Origin of the sequence: Lysobacter sp. Root983, from assembly GCF_001429345.1 — a bacterium.
Classification (GTDB): Bacteria; Pseudomonadota; Gammaproteobacteria; order Xanthomonadales; family Xanthomonadaceae; genus Lysobacter.
On the sequence record NZ_LMJO01000012.1, the window covers coordinates 590257 to 607787 of the forward strand.

The window sequence follows — 17531 nt, forward strand, 5'->3', positions numbered from 1 at the left end:
CGGCCCTAGCGCTCAGGCCTCGACCTCCAGCGTCCATTGCAGCGCCGGCAACGCGCTCAGGAACGCCGCCGCGTCGAAGGTCTGACCCGGTGCGACCACACCCACCGCGTGCGCGCGACCGTCGAGGATCCGCACCAAGGCCTCGACGATCAACGGTGCGCTGACCGCATAGATGTCGCGCCCTTGCGCCAACGCACGATGGCTGCGGCCTTGGCGATGCACGCGCACATCGACCGCATAGCGCTGCGCCGAATGTCCGCTCGCATCCGCAGCCGTCGGCGGCGGCGTGTGCGGATCGCGCACGTCCTGGAGCGCGGTCAGGTTCATGTACGAATCCACGCGCGTACTGCGCACATGGCGCAACAGGGTGGCGATCTCCGAGAACGGCAACGCGACGGTGGACTGGACGCCGAAAGGCGCTGGGAAGGTCCAGTCGCGCGTCGCCGGCGGCTGCGCGAGCGGCGCCAGTTCGCCGTCGGCGATCACCAGGCGCGCGCGCTGATTGCGCTGGCCAGTGATGCGCGTGCCCGCGGTCGGATGCCAGCTGTCCAGCGCGACCGCTATTTCGATCGCGTCCGCATCGGGCCAATCGCCCAGCGCGGCGGTGGCCAGCAGATCGGCCAGACCGCCGAAGAAGGCCATCGCCGGTATCGCGACGATGCCGGCGGCGCGGGCGCGCTCGTCGTGGTGTTCGACCAAGTCGAGCACGGCGCCTTGCTCGGCGCACAGGTCCAGATACGGCACTCGCGCACGCAGCGCCGCCTCCAGCACCGGCGCCGCGGTGTCCAGAAAGGGGCCGGCGCAGTTGATCACCGCAGCGGTGCCTTCCAACAGTCGATCCAGCTCGGCCGGCGCCTCGATGGACGCCTGACGGCATTGCAGGTCCGGATGGGTCTGGGCGAGCGCCGCCAACTTGGCGGCGTCGCGTCCGCCCAGGCGCGGCACCAGGCCGCGCCGGAGCAGTTCGGCGATCACGAAGCGGCCGGTGTGGCCGTAAGCACCGTAGACAGCGATGGTGTGCATCAGTTGAAACTCCGTGACCTGGCGTGAGAGAGCGGATGCGCGCTGCGGCGATTCATGCCGTGGCGGCCTGCGCGCGCACCGGCTCGACCGAATGCGCCTGCCAATGCGCGCGCAGTTCGCGGTTGAAGTCCTGCCAGCGCTCCTCGGGGAAGAAGATGCGCGCGCCCTCGAACTCCACCCGCCGCACCGTGCCGGGGATGGTCTGCTGCAACCAGAACGACCACTGCAGCGGGAAATAGACGTCGTCGGTGCCCCAGGCGATCAGGGTCGGCGCCTGCAAGCGGCGCAGGCCGTCCTCGATCGCCAGGGTGTGGCGGCAGTCGAAGGCGTTGACGAAGCGTTCCAGCTCGCCCAGGCGCGCCGGTTCCAGCAGCGGCCGCAGATAGGTGTCGATGGTGGCGTCGCTGACCTGTTCCGGGCGCTCGTACGCCGGCGCCAACGCGCCGCGGAACACCGATTTGTCGGCCAGCATGGCCTGCAGGGTGTCGCCCAGCCCGCCCGCGGCGACCATCGCCACGAAAGGCTTGAACGCCTCCGGCGGCCAGTTGTCGTGGGCATCGCAGTTGCTCAGCGCCAGGCTGCGAATGCGCTGCGGGTAGAGCGCGGCGAAGATCTGGCAGATGCCGCCGCCGCTGTCGTTGCCGACCAGGTCGACGCGGTCGATGCCCAGCGCATCGAGGAACTGCGCCAGCATGTGGGCGTTGGCGGTAACCGACGCGTCCTGTCCCGTACCGGCCTCGGTGTAGCCGTGGCCGAGCAAATCCGGCGCGATGCAGCGCCGGCTATCGCCGAGCTCGGCGAGCTGATGCCGCCACAGGTAGCCGTTGAGCAGCACGCCGTGCACGAACAGCGCCACCGGGCCTTGGCCCTGTTCGACGTAGCTGATCCGGCCCGAGGGCGTGTCGACCGTACGGCGGTCGGCGAAATAGCGCTGACCGCCGCTCATGGCCGCAGCTCCGCTTCGCGCAGCTTGTGCGCGCATTCTTCGCAGCACACTTCGACGGCGCGGCCGCCGATCGTGACCTGGATCGCGTGTTCGTCCAGCTCGCTGTCGCAAGCGGCGCAGGTGTTCTCGTTCATGGGGTTCTCCGATAGGGGCCCGGTTCGGGCACGCTCAGGAGACCATCGCGGCGGCGGCGCCGCTGTCGGATTCTTTAGCTGTTTGCGCGGCGCGCCCTCAGGCGCTCTTGGCCAGCGCCGAACGCTGGAACGCCGAGGGCGTGCGGCCGTAGGCCTGCTTGAACGCGGCGGTGAAGTGGCTGTGGCTGGAGAAACCGAGGTCCAGAGCCAGCGCCGACATGTCCTGGCTGTGCGGGATCCGATCCAGCGCGCGCGCCAGGCGCAGGCGCAGGTGATAGCGGTACAGCGGCAGGCCTTCGACCTGCTGGAAGGCCTGAGTCAGATAGACCGCCGACCCACCGATCTCGGCCGCGATTTCTTCCAGTGTCCAGCGCCGGGTCAGGTCGGCGGCCAGCAGCACCTTGACCCGATCCACCAAACGGCGCCGCGCATGCGTCGCCGCGGTGATATGGGTGGTGCGCGGCCCCAGGCTGCGGCAGACCAGGGTCAGGGCCAGGCTCTCGGCTTCCAGCGTTTCGATGCGGCCCAGCTGCAGGTTATGCCGGAGCAGGGCGACCAGCGCCTGCGCGCGCGCATCGATGCGCAGCGATTGCAGACGGAAACCGAGCTGGTCGCGCTTTTGCAGCAGTTCGGCCGGCGCCAGTTCGCGCAGCAGCGGTTCGGACAGGGCGATCACCAGGCTGGCGTCGCCGCCGGTGACGGGGTGACTGACCTGGTAACCCTCGCCGGCGTTGAACAGCAGGGCGTGGTTGGCGTCGGCCACCGACTGGTCCTGGCCGACGTGGCGCAGGTACAGGCCGCGATAGGGAAACACCAGATGGGTCGAGGAGGCGCACTCTTCCTGGCTGCGGTGGCGGCACTGGCCGCCGCACAGCACATCGCGCACCGCCAGGGTGCCGCTATCGAACAATCGGGCGACTGCGAAATCCGACATCGCGTTGCTGCGGCCAGGTTCGGGCTTTCATGCCGATGATAGACAGGGCAGGCCGCGCCGGCCATGACCTGCGAGGTCATGGCGCGTCGGCGCCTGCGCGCATCTAGTCCTCGGCCAGGAACCGCGCCGGCATGCGCTCGTAGTAGGGGAACAGGGTGAAGTAGGGCCGCGCCTCGTTCAGCACGCGCGCGTAGGAGGGGCGCTGCAGCAGGCGTTCGAAGTAGGCGCCGAGCTGCGGATAGGCCTCGCCGAACGGGCTCACGATGCCGGCATAGAACAAGGCCGGCGCGGCCGCGCAGTCGGCCAGGCCGAAGCTGTCGCCGGCGGCCCAGACCCTGCCGGCCATGCGGCGCTCGACCATGCCGTAGGCGATGCCGAGACTGGCGTGGGCGTCGGCCACACCGCACGGGTCGCGTTCGCCGTCGCCGCGCAGCCGATCCAGCACGATCTTCTGCATCGGCACGCTCACGTACAGATCGAAGAATCGGTCCCACAGGCGCGCGTCCAGGTTGGCGGCCGGATCGACGGGCAACAGCGGTTGCGGCCCCGGGTAATGCCGGTCCAGGTACTCGATGATGATGCTGGTCTCGGGTACCGTCGCGTCGCGCGCTTCGTCGCGCAGCACCGGCATCTTGCCGACCGGCCACAGGTCGAGGAAGCGGGCGTTCTCGTCTGCGGCCGCGCGTTCGATCAAACGCGGCTCGAACGCGGTGCCGTTCTCGTACAGCGCGATCAGGACCTTGTGGCAGAACGAGGCCAGGGGATGCTGGTACAGCACGAGCGCCATCGCGGCTTCCTCGATCGGGGGCGGTCTTCAGGTTAGCCCCATGGCGGCCGCGACGCAGCCGTGCCCAAAGTCAGGGCGGCTCAGCCGGCCAGGGCCGCGTCTTCGACGCGCGCGTGCGGAGCCGCTGCGGTCGGCGCGCGCGCGACCTGGGTTTCCAACACCGCCATCAGGGCTTCGCGCAGGGCCTGGGCGCGGTCGAGATCGATGCAGTGCTCGTCGCCCATGCAATAGAAGCGGATCTGTCCGTGCAGGGAATACACCATCAGGCCCAGCGCGCGCACCGAATGCGAGTGCACGTAGAGGCGGAAGTCCTCGAGGCGGAACGGTGCATGGTCTTCGACCAGATCGAGTTGGCCCAGGTTGGACAGGGTGATGCGGTTCCAACTGCCCTTCAGGCCCAGCGCGTTGCCGAAGCGGATCAACGCGTTCAAGCGCGCCGGCGCGGGCGGCCGGATCAACTCGCAGAAGTGGTAGCGGCTGGGAATCTCACGGCTCTCGCGTTCGATTTGCGCCTGCATCGAGCGATGCGCGTCGCGCGCGCGTTCCCAGAAGCCGGTGCCGTTGTCCTGGCCGGTGCGGAACTTCAGGCCGCCGCCGCCGTAGAACAGGCGATCGTCGGCCAGCGCCGGCACGCGCCCGCGCCGGCCGTCCATGGGGCTTTCGATCCAGGCCGGCACCTGTTCGCGGCCCAGGGCGGTGAGCAAGGCCTCGTCCAGGGCAACCAGCAGGGCGGCGTGCACCGACACGTCCTCGCGCTTGCAACGCTGGCGCAGCGCGCTGGACAGCACCGCGCCCGCGCTCCATTCCAGGTGATGCTCGCGGTTGCGCGGCGGGGCCATCGGCGGCAGCAGTCGCAGGGCCAGGCCGATCAGGCCGGCGACGCAGCGCCGCCGTCGCGGATGCTCGGGCCTGTAGTCGCCGACGATATCGGCGGCGGTGAGCGGCGGGTATGGCAGCAGCGGGGCGTCGTCGTGCAAGGCGCGCAAGGTCTCTCTGGCCACGATCAGCAGGCTCATGCCGTCGCAGATGCGGTGCGAGGCCGCGAATAGCAGCTCGCTGCGGCCGGCGCCGCGCAGCCAGACCAGGCGCAGCTGCGGCTGGCCCTCGGCGAACGGCGTCTGCAGTTCGAGGTCGATCTCGCGGCGGGCGTCGCCGCCGCCGCGCAGCGCCAGCGCGCGCAGCGGGATCGGGCCCGCACCGTCGTCGACGTAGCGCACCGCCGCGCCTTGCGTGCGCAGGGTCGCGCGCAAGGCCGGGTGCTTGGCCTGCACGCGCGCGATCGCCTTGCGCAGGTCGGTCTCGTCGATCTCGCCCTCGATCCGCAGCGCGTAGACGATGCAGCCGTCGATCAACTGCTCGATCGTGGACAGCGGGCGGCTCACCCGGCGTCTCCCGGTGCGGATGCGGGCTTGGCGTGCTCCGCCGGATGCGCATCGCGGCTGGCGCGGGTGCAATAGGCGTGGATGCGCGGATGCAGACGTTCGAAAGTGCCCAACCGCTCGCGTCGGCCGTCCAGGTAACCGCAGGCGATGGCGGTGAGCTTGCGCAGCTTGTCCGGCTCGAACAGGGCCACGCACAGGCCCTGGTGCAGGGCCAGCGCGCCGCTCAGCCAGTGCAGGCCCCAATGCGCCTTGTACAGGCGCAGGCAGTGCACCGCGTTGCGCGCGCCGTAGTAGCGGCGCCAGGCGACGTGGTGGGTGGTGTAGAGCTTGCCGTGGCGGCGGATATGGCCGGTGGTCTGCTGCATGGTCACATCGGCGTTCACGTACACCGGCACGCCCTGGCTGGATGCGCGCAGGCCGTACTCGATATCGATGTACTCGATGAAGTAGTCCTCGCGGAAGGCGCCGAGCTTGCGATAGGCCGCCGCCGAGATCGCCGAGCCCGACGAGATCACGAACAGGGTCGGGAACAGGCCGTGCTCGCGTTCGGTCATGCGCACCGGCCTGGGGAAGCGCCGGCCGGGCGGAAAGGTCGGCATGCACTTGCGCAGGTTGATCTCGTACACGCGCGGCCCAAGCACGAAACTGTCGCCGCCGACCTCGGCGCTGGCCCGCATCATCGCGGTGAAGAACGAGGCCTCGATCTTGGAATCCTGATCGAGCAGGAAGATCACCTCGCAGCCGCGCGCCAGCAGCACCTCGGCGCCACGGTTGTAGGCCCCAGCCAGGCCGCCGCGATTGCGGTTGACCAGGACATCGATGCGTTCCCGATGCAGGGCCGCGTGCAGGGCCGCGTCGGGTTCGGGCGTATTGTCCACCGCGACCAGATCCGCGCAGATCTCGCGCGCGTGGCGCAGGTTGTCGACGAACTCCGCGTCGGGCTGGTAGAGCACGAAGATCAGGCCATAGCGGTTCATGCGGCGCGCACCGGTTCGGCGGAGGCGGGGGCGGGCTCGGCGCGGGGCTGCGTTTGCGGCGCGGTCAGCGCCAGCAGCAGGGCCGTCGCGCGTTCGCGGATCTCCAGCGCCTGCGCGCGCGGCAGCGACTCCTGATCGGAGGACAGCGCAAAGTCGTAGCGGCCGGCGTAGCGCGAGATCACCAGCTGATGCGCGGGCGTCGCGCCGACCACGCCGGAGATGGCGCGCACCGCGCGCAAGTGGAAGCCGCGGTAGTCCTGCGCCAGCGACAGGCGGCCGAGGTTGCTGAGGGTGAGTTGGCGGCCCGCGCGGCGCGAGCGGCCGTACACGGCCATGCGCTCGAACACTCCGTGCAGGCGTTCCAGGCCGAGGAAGTTGCGATAGACCTTGGCCGGCAGGACTTCGATCTTGCGCTGCAGGTCGGCCTGCAGGGCGCGCGCACGCGTCCAGAATTCCTCCGGCGCGGCGGTGCCGGCGCCGGTCTTGCCGGGGCGCAGCTCGACCGTGGGCGCGATCCCGAACAGATCGTCGTCGCCTATGTTCGGCAGCAGGCTGCGCATGTCCACCGGGGCGACGAAGCGCTGGATGCGCCGCGCGCCGCAGACCGCGCGGAAGGCCAGCACGAAGGCCAGGCTGATGGCGACGTAGGCGCTCACGCGCTGCGCGCGGCATTGCTCGGACAGGCGCCGGCTGGCGGCTTCGTCCAGCGTCCACAGCTCGCGGTAGATCGCGCCGTAGCGTTGCGCCGGGCGATCGCGTACCAACAGGCGCAAGGCCAGCGCCAGGGCGGCCGCGCGCCAGCGGATGCTGCGCTGCAGGCCGCGATCGGCGCGCACCGCGGCGGGCAATAGATCGGCGAAGCCGGGCAGCGCGTCGCGGGTCTCGACCGCGCGCTCCTGTCCGTCGCAATCGCGCAGGAGTTCGCCCAGCAGGTGGGTCAGCGCACGACCGTCGCAGATCGCGTGATGGCAGATCAGCACCAGCTCGCTGCGGTGCTCGCCGCGCAACCACAACAGGCGCGCCAGCGGCTCGCGCCTGGCGTCGAAGCAGCGTTGCAGCTCGCGGTCCGACCAGGTCACCCAGTCCTCGTCGCTGCGGCGATCGATGATGCGCAGCGGGATCTGCGGCGGCGTGCGCCGCAGCTCGAACCAAGGCCGGCCCTCGCGTTCCACGATCAGGCAGCGCAGCAGGGGATGCCGCGCCTGCGCGTGGCCGAGCGCGCGCAGCAGCGCGGCCGGCTCGATCCGGCCTTCGATGCAGGCGGTGACGACGACGTTGCCCGGCAGGGTACCGTCGCCGTACAGGGCGCGTTCGAACAAGCTCAGCGGGCGGCCCGACGACGCGTTCATGCCACGCTCCGCAGGTGCCGCCGCTGGGGCAGTACCGGATCGGCGATCGGCTCGACCAGGCCCCAGGCGCGCAGCTGCGCCAGTGCATTGCCGATGCCGTCTTCGGCGCGCACCGTGTCGCCCAGCCGCGCGGCCGCCTGCCGCATCGTTGGCGCCTGGGTGGCGGCGATGGCGGCGGCCAGTCGCGCCGCATCCAGGCCTTTGCGTTGCACCGCCGGCGGCGCGACGCCGCGCGCGTGCAGGCAGCGCGCCCAGAACGGCTGGTCGCCGTAGAAGGGCACGACCACCGAGGGAATGCCGGCGCGCACCGCCGCCGCGGTGGTGCCGGCGCCGCCGTGGTGCACGGCCGCGCACATGTGCGGGAACAAGGCGTCGTGCGGGGCCTGGCGCAGGAAATAACAGCGGCCGTCGCGCGCGCCGTCGGCGCCGTCCAGGCCGCCCCAGCCGGTCGCGAGCACGGCGCGCAATCCGCTGCGCTCGACCGCGTCCAGCACGGTGCGGGTGAACGCGACCGCGTCGGCGTTGACCATGCTGCCGAAGCCGACGTAGATCGGCTTGTCGCCGGCGTCGAGAAAGGCTTGCAAGGCGTCGTCGGGCCGCCAGGCGGTGTTCTGCGCGAACCAATAGCCGGTGACCTGCGAGCTCTCGGGCCAGTCCGCCGGGCGCGGCAGCAGACTGGGGCTGTAGCCGTTAAGGGTTTTCTCGCGCTGGGCGTTGCGGCCCAGATGCGGGCCGTACCAGGGATAGCGCGGCAGGCCCAGTTGCGGCCGCACGATGTCGTTGATCGCCGGCTTCATCACGTACCAGACCAGCAGGTGGATCAGGCGGTACAGCCCGAGACTGAGCGCGCCGGGCAGGCGGTCGCGGCCGCCGGCCATCACCATCGGCGGCAGCAGGCGCGACGGCGTCAGCGGCTGCAGGCGCGCGACCGCGAACGGCAGGCCGCGCGCTTCGGACATCGCCTTGGCCAACTGGATGGCATTGCTGACGCCGATCAACAGGCCGGCGCCCTCGCTGGCCGCCAGGCCTTCGGCGGTCCAGTGGCGGGCCCAATGCGCATAGCGCTCGCGGAAGGTGCGCGCCATCGCGTACAGGTTGAGTCCGCGGTCGGCGATGCTGCGGTCGGCGGCCAACATGGCCTCGAAGTCGGCGGTCAGCGGGTAGTGATCCAGGCCCGCTTCGCGCACCAGCGGGGCGAAGTTGGCGCTGGTGACGATGCGCACGGGATAGCCGGCGCGCTGCAATCCCTGGCCCAGGGCGACGCAGGGCAGCACGTCGCCTAGCGTGCCGATGGTGAAGATCGCGATCGGTCGGATGGCGCTCATGGTCGGCTCAGGCATGCGCCACCGTGCGCGGTTCCAGGCCGTCGTCGCCTGCGTTCGCGCAGGCCGCGCTACGCGGTTGCAGCCGTTCCAGGTGTCGGCTCAGGACATGGCCGATGCGCGCGGCGGGCAGGGTGTCGAGCACGCTCTCGTGGTGGCAGTCCAAGGCGTGCAGTTCGAAGCGGCCGCCGATATAGGGCCGCCAGGTCTCGGGGTCGTGTTCGATCAGCGCGGAGGGGTCGCTCAGGCGCTGGGTGGCGTGGAAGTACACCAGGTCCAGGTCGAGGCGACGCGGCGCATGCCGGCGCGCCAGCGCCAGATTGTTGCGCATCACCGCGAAGGCGTGCTCGACGAAGCGCGGATGATCGCGCGCGATCTCGCGCAGCAGCGGCATCGAACGGGCGTTGTAGGCGAGCAGGGCCGGCGCCAGTTCGTCCAGCGTGCGCGGCGCCGGCCCGGGCCCGGGCGCGATGCCCAGGAAGTCCAGCGCCGCGCGCACTTCATCGCCGGGCTCGCGCGCCTGCCCGGGCGCGCCGGCGGTGAACAGATAACTGTCGATCATCGCCAGCAGTTCCACGCGCTCGCTCTGTTCGCTCATCTGCGCGGCGATGGCGTGGCCGATCAGGCCGCCCAGCGAGCGGCCGAGCAGGCGATACGGTCCCTCGGGTTGGATGCGGCGGATCTGGGCGAGGTAGTCGGCGGCGATCTCGTCGATGCTGTCCGGCAGGCGATCCATGCCGCGCAAGCCGCGCGCCTGCAGGCCGTACACCGGCATCGCCGGGTCCAGATGCCGCAGCAGGCCGGAGTAGCCCAGGCTGAGGCCGGCGATGGGATGGATGCAGAACAGCGGGCGCGGGGCCGCGCTGGGCGTGGTCGCGCGGCGTAGCGACAGCACCACGCCCAGCGGGTCGCCGTGCTCGTGGTCGGTGTGTTCCAGCAGCGCGGCCAGGCCGGCGATGGTCGAGGCTTCGAACAAACTGGCGACAGGCAGACGCTTGCCGAAGCGCTCGGGCAGGCGCGCGATCAGTTGCGCGGCGATCAGCGAGTCGCCGCCGAGTTCGAAGAAGTTGTCGTGGACGCCGACGCGCGTCAGCCCCAGCAGCTCCTTCCAGATCGCCGCGAGCTTGCGCTCCACCGGCGTGCGCGGCGCCACGAAGCCGTTGCGTTCGCCGCGTTCCGGCGCGGGCAGGGCCTTGCGGTCGAGTTTGCCGCTGGGGGTCAGCGGCAGCGCCGGCAGGCTCACCAGCGCGCTGGGAATCATGTAGTCGGGCAGTCGCTCGGCCAGATGCCGGCGCAGCGCATCGATGCGAATGGTCTCGCCCGCGGCCGGCACCAGATACGCGGTCAGACGCAGGCCGCCTTCGCTGCCGGCGGGCTCGGCGATCACCGCGGCCTCGCCGACCGTGGCATGCCGCATCAGCTGGCTTTCGATTTCGCCCGGCTCGACCCGGATCCCGCGGATCTTGACCTGCTGATCGCTGCGGCCCAGGTACTCCAGCACGCCGTCCTCGCGCCAGCGCACGCGGTCGCCGCTGCGGTACATGCGCCCGCCGTCGGGGTCGAAAGGGTCGGGCAGGAATCGCTGAGCGGTCAACTCGGGCCGATTGAGGTAACCCAGGGCGACGCCGGCGCCGCCGATGTACAGCTCGCCCGGACAACCGCTGGGCGCCAGTCCGCCGCTGTCGTCGAGCACGTACACGCGGGTGTTGCGGATCGGGCGGCCGATCGGCGGCGCGGCCAGGTCGGCGGCCGACAATTCGATCGCGGTGGAGTAGACGCTGGTCTCGGTCGGACCGTAGAGATTGCTGACCCGATCCGCCAACGCCGCCAACCGCTGCGCCAGTTCGGCCGACAGCGCTTCGCCGGCGGCCAGCGCATGCACGCCGCTCAGATCGGTGTCGCCGCTGGACAGCAGCATGCGCCACAGCGAGGGCGTGGCCTGCATATAGCCGATGCCGTGCTCGCGGATCAGGCCGGCCAGGCGCGCGGGATCGCGCACGATGTCGGCGCCGGCGATCACGGTGCGCGCGCCCACGATCAGGGGCAGGAACAGTTCCAGCGCGGCGACGTCGAAGATCACGGTGCTGACCGCGAGGAAGCGATCGGCGGCCAAGGGCGCGAGGCGGCGGCGCATGGCCTCCAGCAGATTGCTCAGATTGGCGTGACTGACCTCCACGCCCTTGGGCCGGCCGGTGGAGCCGGAGGTGTAGAGCACGTAGGCGCGCGACCGCAACGTGGACAGGTCGAACGCACGTGGGGTCGCGAGCGCCGGCGCGAGTTCGGCCCGCGCCAGCGTCGCCAGCGGCGTGGACAGCCGTGCCAGCCGCGGCGCCAGTTCCGCCGAGGTCAGCAACAACACCGGCCGCGCATCGTCCAGCATGTTCGCCAGACGTTCCTCCGGCGCTTCCGGGTCCAGCGGCATATAGGCCGCGCCGGCGAAGCCGATCGCGAGCATGGCCACCAACAGGTTCTCGTCGCGCGGTAGCGCCATCGCCACGATCTGGCCGGGCGCGACGCCGCGCTCGATCAGGCGGTTGGCCTCGTGCAGGCTGCGCACGTGCAGTTCGCGATAGCTCAGGCGCCGCTCGCCGTGGCACACGGCCACCGCCTCCGGGCTGCGCCAGGCCTGCTCGGCGAACAGGGCCGGCAGGGTCGCGGTGGGCAAGGGCGCGGCGGTGTCGTTCCAGTGCCGCAGCAGACGCTCGCGTTCTTCCTCGCCGATGACATCGATCGCGCACAGCGCGGCGGCGGGATCGCTCAGGGCGGCGTCGATCAGGCGCTGCAGGCGACGGCGGTGTTGGTCCAGTTCGGCGTCGCCGTACAGCGAGGGATTGGCGTCGAAGTCGAAGCGCAGGCCGCCATCGTCGCCGCGGTCGTAGACGAAGACGGTGAGGTCCTCGGCCGAGCCGTTGGAAAGATTGCGCGGCACGCCGGTGGCGCCGCCGAAATCCAGCGCGTAGTCGAAGGGTTCGATGTTCACGCCCAGCCAGGCCACGCGCTGGCCCTGGCCGACCAGGCCCAGCTCGCGGCGCAGGTCTTCGTAGCGATAGCGCTGATGGCGCAGCGCCTGCGCGACCACGCGCGCGACCTGCGCGATCAGCTCGCCTATGCTCTGTTGCGGCCGCATGCGCAGGCGCAGCAGCACCGCATTGGCGAGCATGCCCGGGGTATGCCGCAGCTGATGGTTGACCCGGCCGCTGACCGGCATGCCCAGCACCAGATCGGCGGCGCCGGTGGCGCGAAAGTAGTAGGCGGCGATCAGGGCGATCAACACCTGCGGCAGGCTTGCCGCGTGTTGTTTGCCGAGCGCGCGCAAACGCCGGGTGCGCTCGCTGTCGAGGAAACCGGTGCTGCGCCGCAGGCCGCCGTCGCCGCGCACCTGCCGTCGCGACAGCGTCACCGGTTCCGGTAGATCGGCCAACTGCTCGTGCCAGTACTCGCGGTCTCGGCGGCAACGGTCGGATGCGCGGTAGCTCTCCTCCGATTCCAGCAGCGAGGCCAGCGAATGGAAGCCGCTGGCGTCCGGTTCGCGATTGAGCGCGTAGGCGGAGTAGACCTCGGCCACGCGGCGCGCGATCAGGCCGCCCGCGTAGCCGTCCAGCACGATGTGGTGCGCGCGGTGGTACCAGACGTGGCGGTCGTGGGCGATCTTGAACAAGGCGCACACCCACAAGGGACGATCGTCCACCTCGGTTTGCGTGCTCAGCTCGTGCGCCATCCAGGCCTCGGCCGCCGCGGTCGCGGTGTCGGGATCGCTCAGTTCGGAATAATCGAAGTACGGAAACGCATCGATGCGCGTGCCGACCACGCATTGACGCGGTACGCCATCGACGTCGATCAGACGCAGACGCACCGCCTCGGCTTCCGACGAGACCTGGCGCAAGGCGCGCAGGAACAGGCCGGGATCGATCCAGCCGTGGATCTCGATCGCCTCGGCGAGATTGAAATTGGCGCCAGGCCCGGCGATTTTCTGGCTGAACCACAATCCGAGCTGGGCCACGGACAGCGGCAACGAGACTGCACGCGCATCGTTCATCGCACTGCTCCTTGTGCGCATCGCCGGAGTGGCCGCGGCTGCCTGCCGCCTCCGGTGCGATGGTGTCGTCCAGACGTGTCGGTGATGAGTTCAAGTCCGAACTCAAGCTCAGGTTGCCATCACCGTGAAATTGGAACTGTGAAGTCGATTGTGGATTCGTTGTGTACTGCAACAACGTCACGCCGTCGTGACGCGCGCCTCGTGAGGGGAATCACTCAGTGCGCGTGCAAGATGCTCCGCGACCGGCTTGAGAATCGGCGAGCGCGTCGCGAGTTCGGCGCCTGGTCGCGCGCGAACGCTTTAGAAAGCCTCGAAGTCGATCGGACGGGCGCAGGCGCCGGTCGAGCATCGCCGCGCGCAATCGCTGGTGCGATTGGCGCAGGCGTCCGCCGCTGCCGTCCAGGTCGATCCGGAACTCGAAACCTCGTTCCACTGAGCTCACCAAGACTGGATCGTAGAAGGAACCAGTGCCAGCCTAAGCTGGGTCGGTGCAGGCCACCCAGCGCCCGCGCCCCCGACCACCGCGCCGCGACAGGCGCCCTGCGAGCGTATGAGATGACGACGACGATGGAATGGCGACTGGACCTCGAAGGTATCGATTGGGAACGGCTGTCCGAGCTCTACCGGATCGCGCCGCTGGGCGATAAGCCCGCGGCCGATCTGGCGGTGGTGTTCGGCAACAGCCGCTATGTGTGCTTCGTCTACGACGGCGAGCGTCTGGTCGGCGCCGGCCGCGCCCTCGCCGACGGTCTGGACTGCTCCTATCTGTGCGACATCGCCGTGCATCCGGACTATCAGGGCGGCGGCCTGGGCAAGGCGATCATCGAGCGCCTGAAGACGCTGTCGGCCGGCCATCGCAAGATCATCCTCTACGCCAACCCGGGCAAGGAAGGCTTCTATCGCAAGCTCGGCTTCCTGCGCATGCGCACGGCGATGGCGATTTTCCTCAACCGCGAGCGCGCGCTGGAGACCGGCCTGGTCGCCGAGGATTGAGCGGCGCCGAAAAAATTTAGCGGGGCGTGTCGATTCGGGCCACCGTGGTTCGTCGTTCCAGTGAGAGCTAAGACTCGGCGCCATTCCGGCGCCGGACCTCACCGGAGACCGACCATGAAACTGCTCGACCTGGCCCTGTGGGCCTGTACCGCCATCGCCGTGGCGCTGCCCGCCGCCGTATCCGCGGCCGAAACCCGTCCCGCGGCCAAGATCAGCGCCGCCGTCACCAAGGGCCGTCAGAAGATCGATGGCATCGATTACTACTACGAGATTCACGGCAAGGGCGAGCCCTTGCTGCTGTTGCACGGCGGCCTGGGCTCGACCGATATGTTCGGCGCCGTGCTGCCGCAGCTGGCCGCGCACCGTCAGGTGATCGCGGTCGACTATCAGGGCCATGGCCGCACGCCGCTGGGCGATCGGCCCTTCAGTTGTCAGGCCAACGCCGACGACATGGCCGCGCTGGTCGTCAAGCTCGGCCACCCGCAGGTCGATGTGCTGGGCTATTCGCTGGGCGGCTGCGTGGCGCTGCGCATGGCGATCCAGAAGCCGGCCAGCGTGCGACGCCTGGCCCTGGTGTCGGCGGCCTACTCCGACGAGGGTTTCTATCCCGGCATCCGCGCGCAGCAGAACGGCCTGACCGCCGCGGCCGCACCGATGATGAAGGACACGCCGATGTACCAAAGTTACGCCGCGGTCGCGCCGAACGTCGACGAGTTCCCGCGCCTGCTCGACACCCTGGGCGACTTCATGCGTGCCCACTTCGACTGGTCGGCCGAGGTCAAGCAGCTGAAGCTGCCGGTGATGCTGGTCTACGGCGACGGCGACATGTACCGCCCGGAGTACATGGTCAAGTTCTACCAACTGCTGGGCGGCGGCCTGCAGGATGCCGGTTGGGGCCGCGAGACCTTGTCCCAGAACCGTCTCGCGATCCTGCCCGACCTGACCCACTACGACATTTTCGCCTCGCCGCGCCTGGCGACCACGGTGCTGCCGTTCCTGGATGGCACCAAGGATGTCAAAAGCTGGGCGGAGCAGGTCGAAGCTGCGCACTGAGTCTTGCGGTTTGCTCCGACTGGGGCCTCTGGGCTCGCCTCGCCCGGGCGGGTTACCCTGACCGTTCTGCCGGAGGCCCCATGCTGGATCGACTGAAAGCTTGGTTTCGCGCTGCGCCCGAGTCCGCGGCGCACGCGCCGCCCGCCGCGTCCGCGCACCCGCAGGTGACCATGCACTGGCTGGCCGACACACGCCAGCCGGTGCCGGATTGGGAGCGTATCGCGGTAGCGGAGGACGGCCTCTGGTCGGAGTCCGAACGCGACGCCTTCTGGACCGCGGCGGCGGATAACTGGTTGCGCGAGCTTGCGGCAGCGCTGGGCCCCGACGTTTACCGCGTGCATACGTCTGAGCGATTCCTGCTGCTGGCGGGGTTGCCGGACGGCGACGCGCGAAAGTTTCTGTCGTTTTGCGAGCACGCACGGCGTCGGATCATGGGCAATCTGGGGACGCTGGCCCATCCGGTGGGTGGCGGGAAGCATGTCTGCCTGGTGTTCGCCGATCAGGACGCGTATTACGACTACATCGATCACTATTACCCCGACGACGGTGGCGTGTACGCCATGTCTTCAGGAGTATTCATCCAGGCGGGCTACGGGCACTTCGCGCTGTCGGCGTTCGATATGGACGCGATGCGGCCGGTCATCGCGCACGAACTGACTCACGCTTTGCTGTCGCATCTGCCGATACCGGCCTGGCTCAACGAGGGCATGGCGGTCAATACGGAGCATGCGTTGTTTCCGAGCCTGGCCGATCCGCGCGCATCGGGTTACTCGCTGGAGGAGATCGCGCACAAGCACCGAGTGTTCTGGGATCGTGAGCGCATCCAGGAATTCTGGGCCGGTACCTCGTTCCTGCGCAGCGACGACGGCAATAGCTTGTCCTACGATCTGGCCAAGAAAATGACCCTGCTGATCGCTCGCGATCACGACCGCTTCATCCGCTTCGCGCTGTCTGCGCATCTGGACGACGGCGGCGCCGCAGCGGCGATCGCGGAACTGGGCTACCCGGTCGAGAATCTGGCGCTGGCCATCCTTGGCGAGGGCGATTGGACGCCTACGCCGGAGCTTTGGCGGGACATTCAAAGCGGGCGGTCCTAGCGGGACCGGCTTCCGGTGGCGCCGACGGCCCGCGTCCCGGCCCCCGCTGCTGTATCGTTCCGCCTTCACCGCTCCGATCGCAGATGGCCGAATGACGCCCGAATCCACGACCGCCCGCCCCGCCGAACCGCAGCTGGGCTACGCGATGAAACCGCGTCAGTTGGTGATGATGGGCCTGGGTAGTGCGATCGGCGCCGGGCTGTTCCTGGGGTCGGGCGTGGGTATCCAGGCGGCCGGTCCGGCGGTGCTGCTGTCCTACCTGATCGCCGGCGTGCTGGTGATCATCGTGATGCGCGCGTTGGGCGAGATGGCCGCGGCCAAGCCGGCCAGCGGCGCCTTCTCGGTCTACGCCGCCGACGCCATGGGCGCCACCGCCGGCGCCACCCTGGGCTGGTTGTGGTGGGCGCAGCTGGTGATCGTGATCGCGGCCGAGTCGGTGGGCGCGGCGGGTCTGCTCGCGACGGTCTGGCCGGGGCTGCCGGTGGCGATGATGTCGCTGTTGTTCATGGTGGTGTTCACCGGCATCAACCTGCTGGGCGTCAAGAATTTCGGCGCTTTCGAATTCTGGTTCGCGATCCTCAAGGTCGCCGCCATCCTGGCCTTCATCGCGGTCGGCGCGGCGCTGCTGCTGGGCTGGTTGCCGGAGGTGAAGTCGCCGGGGCTGTCGAACTTCGTCGACCACGGCGGCTTCGCGCCCAAGGGCTGGGCCGGCGTGGGCGCGGCGCTGCTGGTGGTGATCTTCGCCTTCGGCGGCACCGAGATCGTCGCGGTCGCGGCCGCCGAGACCCAGGATCCGGTGCGCAGCATCACCCGCGCGATCCGCACCGTGGCCTGGCGCATCCTGGTGTTCTACATCGGCTCGGTCAGCGTCATCATCGCGGTGGTGCCCTGGACCAGCGAGTCGCTGAAGTCGCCGTTCGCGGCGGTGCTGCAGGTCGCCAACATCCCGGGCGCGGCCGCCGCGATCACCCTGGTCGCCGTGATCGCGCTGCTGTCGGCGCTCAACGCCAACCTCTACGGCGCCTCGCGCATGATCTATTCGCTGGCCGAACGCCGCGAAGCGCCGCGCTTCCTGGCCGCCGTCGACCGCCGCCAGGTGCCGGTGGCCGCGGTGCTGGCCAGCGTCGCGTTCGGCTTCTTCGCCGCGCTGCTGGAACTTTGGTATCCCGAGCGCGTGCTGCCGGCGCTGCTGAACGTGGTCGGCTCGACCTGCCTGCTGGTCTGGGGCATGTCGCTGGTCTCGCAGTTGATCCTGCGCCGTCGCGCCGACCGCCTGGGCACGCCGCTGCCGTTCCGCATGAACGCCTTTCCCTACCTGACCTGGCTGGGCCTGGCGATGCTGGGCTGTGTGATCGCGCTGGCCCTGCTCACCGAGGGCCCGCGCATGCAGCTGCTGTCGACGATCGCGCTGACCCTGGGTATCGCCGCGATCAGCGAGATCGCGCGGCGGATGCGCGGGTAACGCCGCCAGAGAGGACCCCGGCGACGCTGGTGGGCC

General features: G+C 69.8%; 14 protein-coding genes. 4 read left to right on the top strand and 10 right to left on the bottom strand.

Features of this window, described 5'->3' with window-relative positions:
• Nucleotides 1-12: 12 nt before the first annotated feature.
• The 10 genes from ASE43_RS09945 to ASE43_RS09985 form a co-directional block, all read right to left on the bottom strand.
• Nucleotides 13-1023, bottom strand: a complete 1011-nt coding sequence (locus tag ASE43_RS09945) for a saccharopine dehydrogenase NADP-binding domain-containing protein (protein WP_057160343.1) — start codon at nt 1021-1023, stop codon at nt 13-15.
• Between the two features lie 52 nt (nt 1024-1075).
• The gene (locus ASE43_RS09950) at nt 1076-1969 is read right to left on the bottom strand and encodes an alpha/beta hydrolase (protein ID WP_057160344.1); all 894 of its coding nucleotides are present in this window, start codon (nt 1967-1969) and stop codon (nt 1076-1078) included.
• On the bottom strand, nt 1966-2103 hold the full coding sequence (locus tag ASE43_RS22340) for a hypothetical protein (protein ID WP_175488926.1): 138 nt from the start codon (nt 2101-2103) through the stop codon (nt 1966-1968). Before ASE43_RS22340 ends, ASE43_RS09950 begins: the two co-directional genes overlap by 4 nt.
• A gap of 97 nt (nt 2104-2200) precedes the next feature.
• Nucleotides 2201-3037, bottom strand: coding sequence for an AraC family transcriptional regulator (locus ASE43_RS09955; RefSeq protein ID WP_056178480.1), 837 nt, complete (start codon nt 3035-3037; stop codon nt 2201-2203).
• A gap of 103 nt (nt 3038-3140) precedes the next feature.
• A complete protein-coding gene (locus tag ASE43_RS09960; RefSeq protein ID WP_057160345.1) occupies nt 3141-3824 on the bottom strand; it encodes a glutathione S-transferase family protein in 684 nt (227 codons plus the stop codon).
• An 80-nt stretch (nt 3825-3904) separates the two neighbouring features.
• Nucleotides 3905-5206, bottom strand: coding sequence for a condensation domain-containing protein (locus ASE43_RS09965; RefSeq protein WP_057160346.1), 1302 nt, complete (start codon nt 5204-5206; stop codon nt 3905-3907).
• A complete protein-coding gene (locus ASE43_RS22140; RefSeq protein ID WP_057160347.1) occupies nt 5203-6183 on the bottom strand; it encodes a glycosyltransferase in 981 nt (326 codons plus the stop codon). The genes ASE43_RS09965 and ASE43_RS22140 overlap by 4 nt, the downstream gene beginning before the upstream one ends.
• Entirely contained in the window at nt 6180-7532 is a 1353-nt protein-coding gene (locus tag ASE43_RS09975; RefSeq protein WP_057160348.1) for a condensation domain-containing protein, read from the bottom strand. The genes ASE43_RS22140 and ASE43_RS09975 overlap by 4 nt, the downstream gene beginning before the upstream one ends.
• Nucleotides 7529-8857, bottom strand: coding sequence for a glycosyltransferase (locus ASE43_RS09980; RefSeq protein ID WP_235568683.1), 1329 nt, complete (start codon nt 8855-8857; stop codon nt 7529-7531). Before ASE43_RS09980 ends, ASE43_RS09975 begins: the two co-directional genes overlap by 4 nt.
• Before the next feature lie 7 nt (nt 8858-8864).
• Nucleotides 8865-12890, bottom strand: coding sequence for a non-ribosomal peptide synthetase (locus ASE43_RS09985; RefSeq protein WP_057160350.1), 4026 nt, complete (start codon nt 12888-12890; stop codon nt 8865-8867).
• Between the two features lie 555 nt (nt 12891-13445).
• Between ASE43_RS09985 and ASE43_RS09990 the strand changes: the two genes are divergently transcribed.
• From ASE43_RS09990 to ASE43_RS10005, 4 genes are all read left to right on the top strand, one after another.
• The gene (locus ASE43_RS09990; protein ID WP_057160351.1) at nt 13446-13883 is read left to right on the top strand and encodes a GNAT family N-acetyltransferase; all 438 of its coding nucleotides are present in this window, start codon (nt 13446-13448) and stop codon (nt 13881-13883) included.
• A 114-nt stretch (nt 13884-13997) separates the two neighbouring features.
• Entirely contained in the window at nt 13998-14936 is a 939-nt protein-coding gene (locus ASE43_RS09995; protein ID WP_057160352.1) for an alpha/beta hydrolase, read from the top strand.
• Between the two features lie 80 nt (nt 14937-15016).
• Nucleotides 15017-16033, top strand: coding sequence for a hypothetical protein (locus ASE43_RS10000; protein WP_057160353.1), 1017 nt, complete (start codon nt 15017-15019; stop codon nt 16031-16033).
• Between the two features lie 91 nt (nt 16034-16124).
• The gene (locus ASE43_RS10005; RefSeq protein ID WP_057160354.1) at nt 16125-17495 is read left to right on the top strand and encodes an amino acid permease; all 1371 of its coding nucleotides are present in this window, start codon (nt 16125-16127) and stop codon (nt 17493-17495) included.
• Nucleotides 17496-17531: the final 36 nt, after the last annotated feature.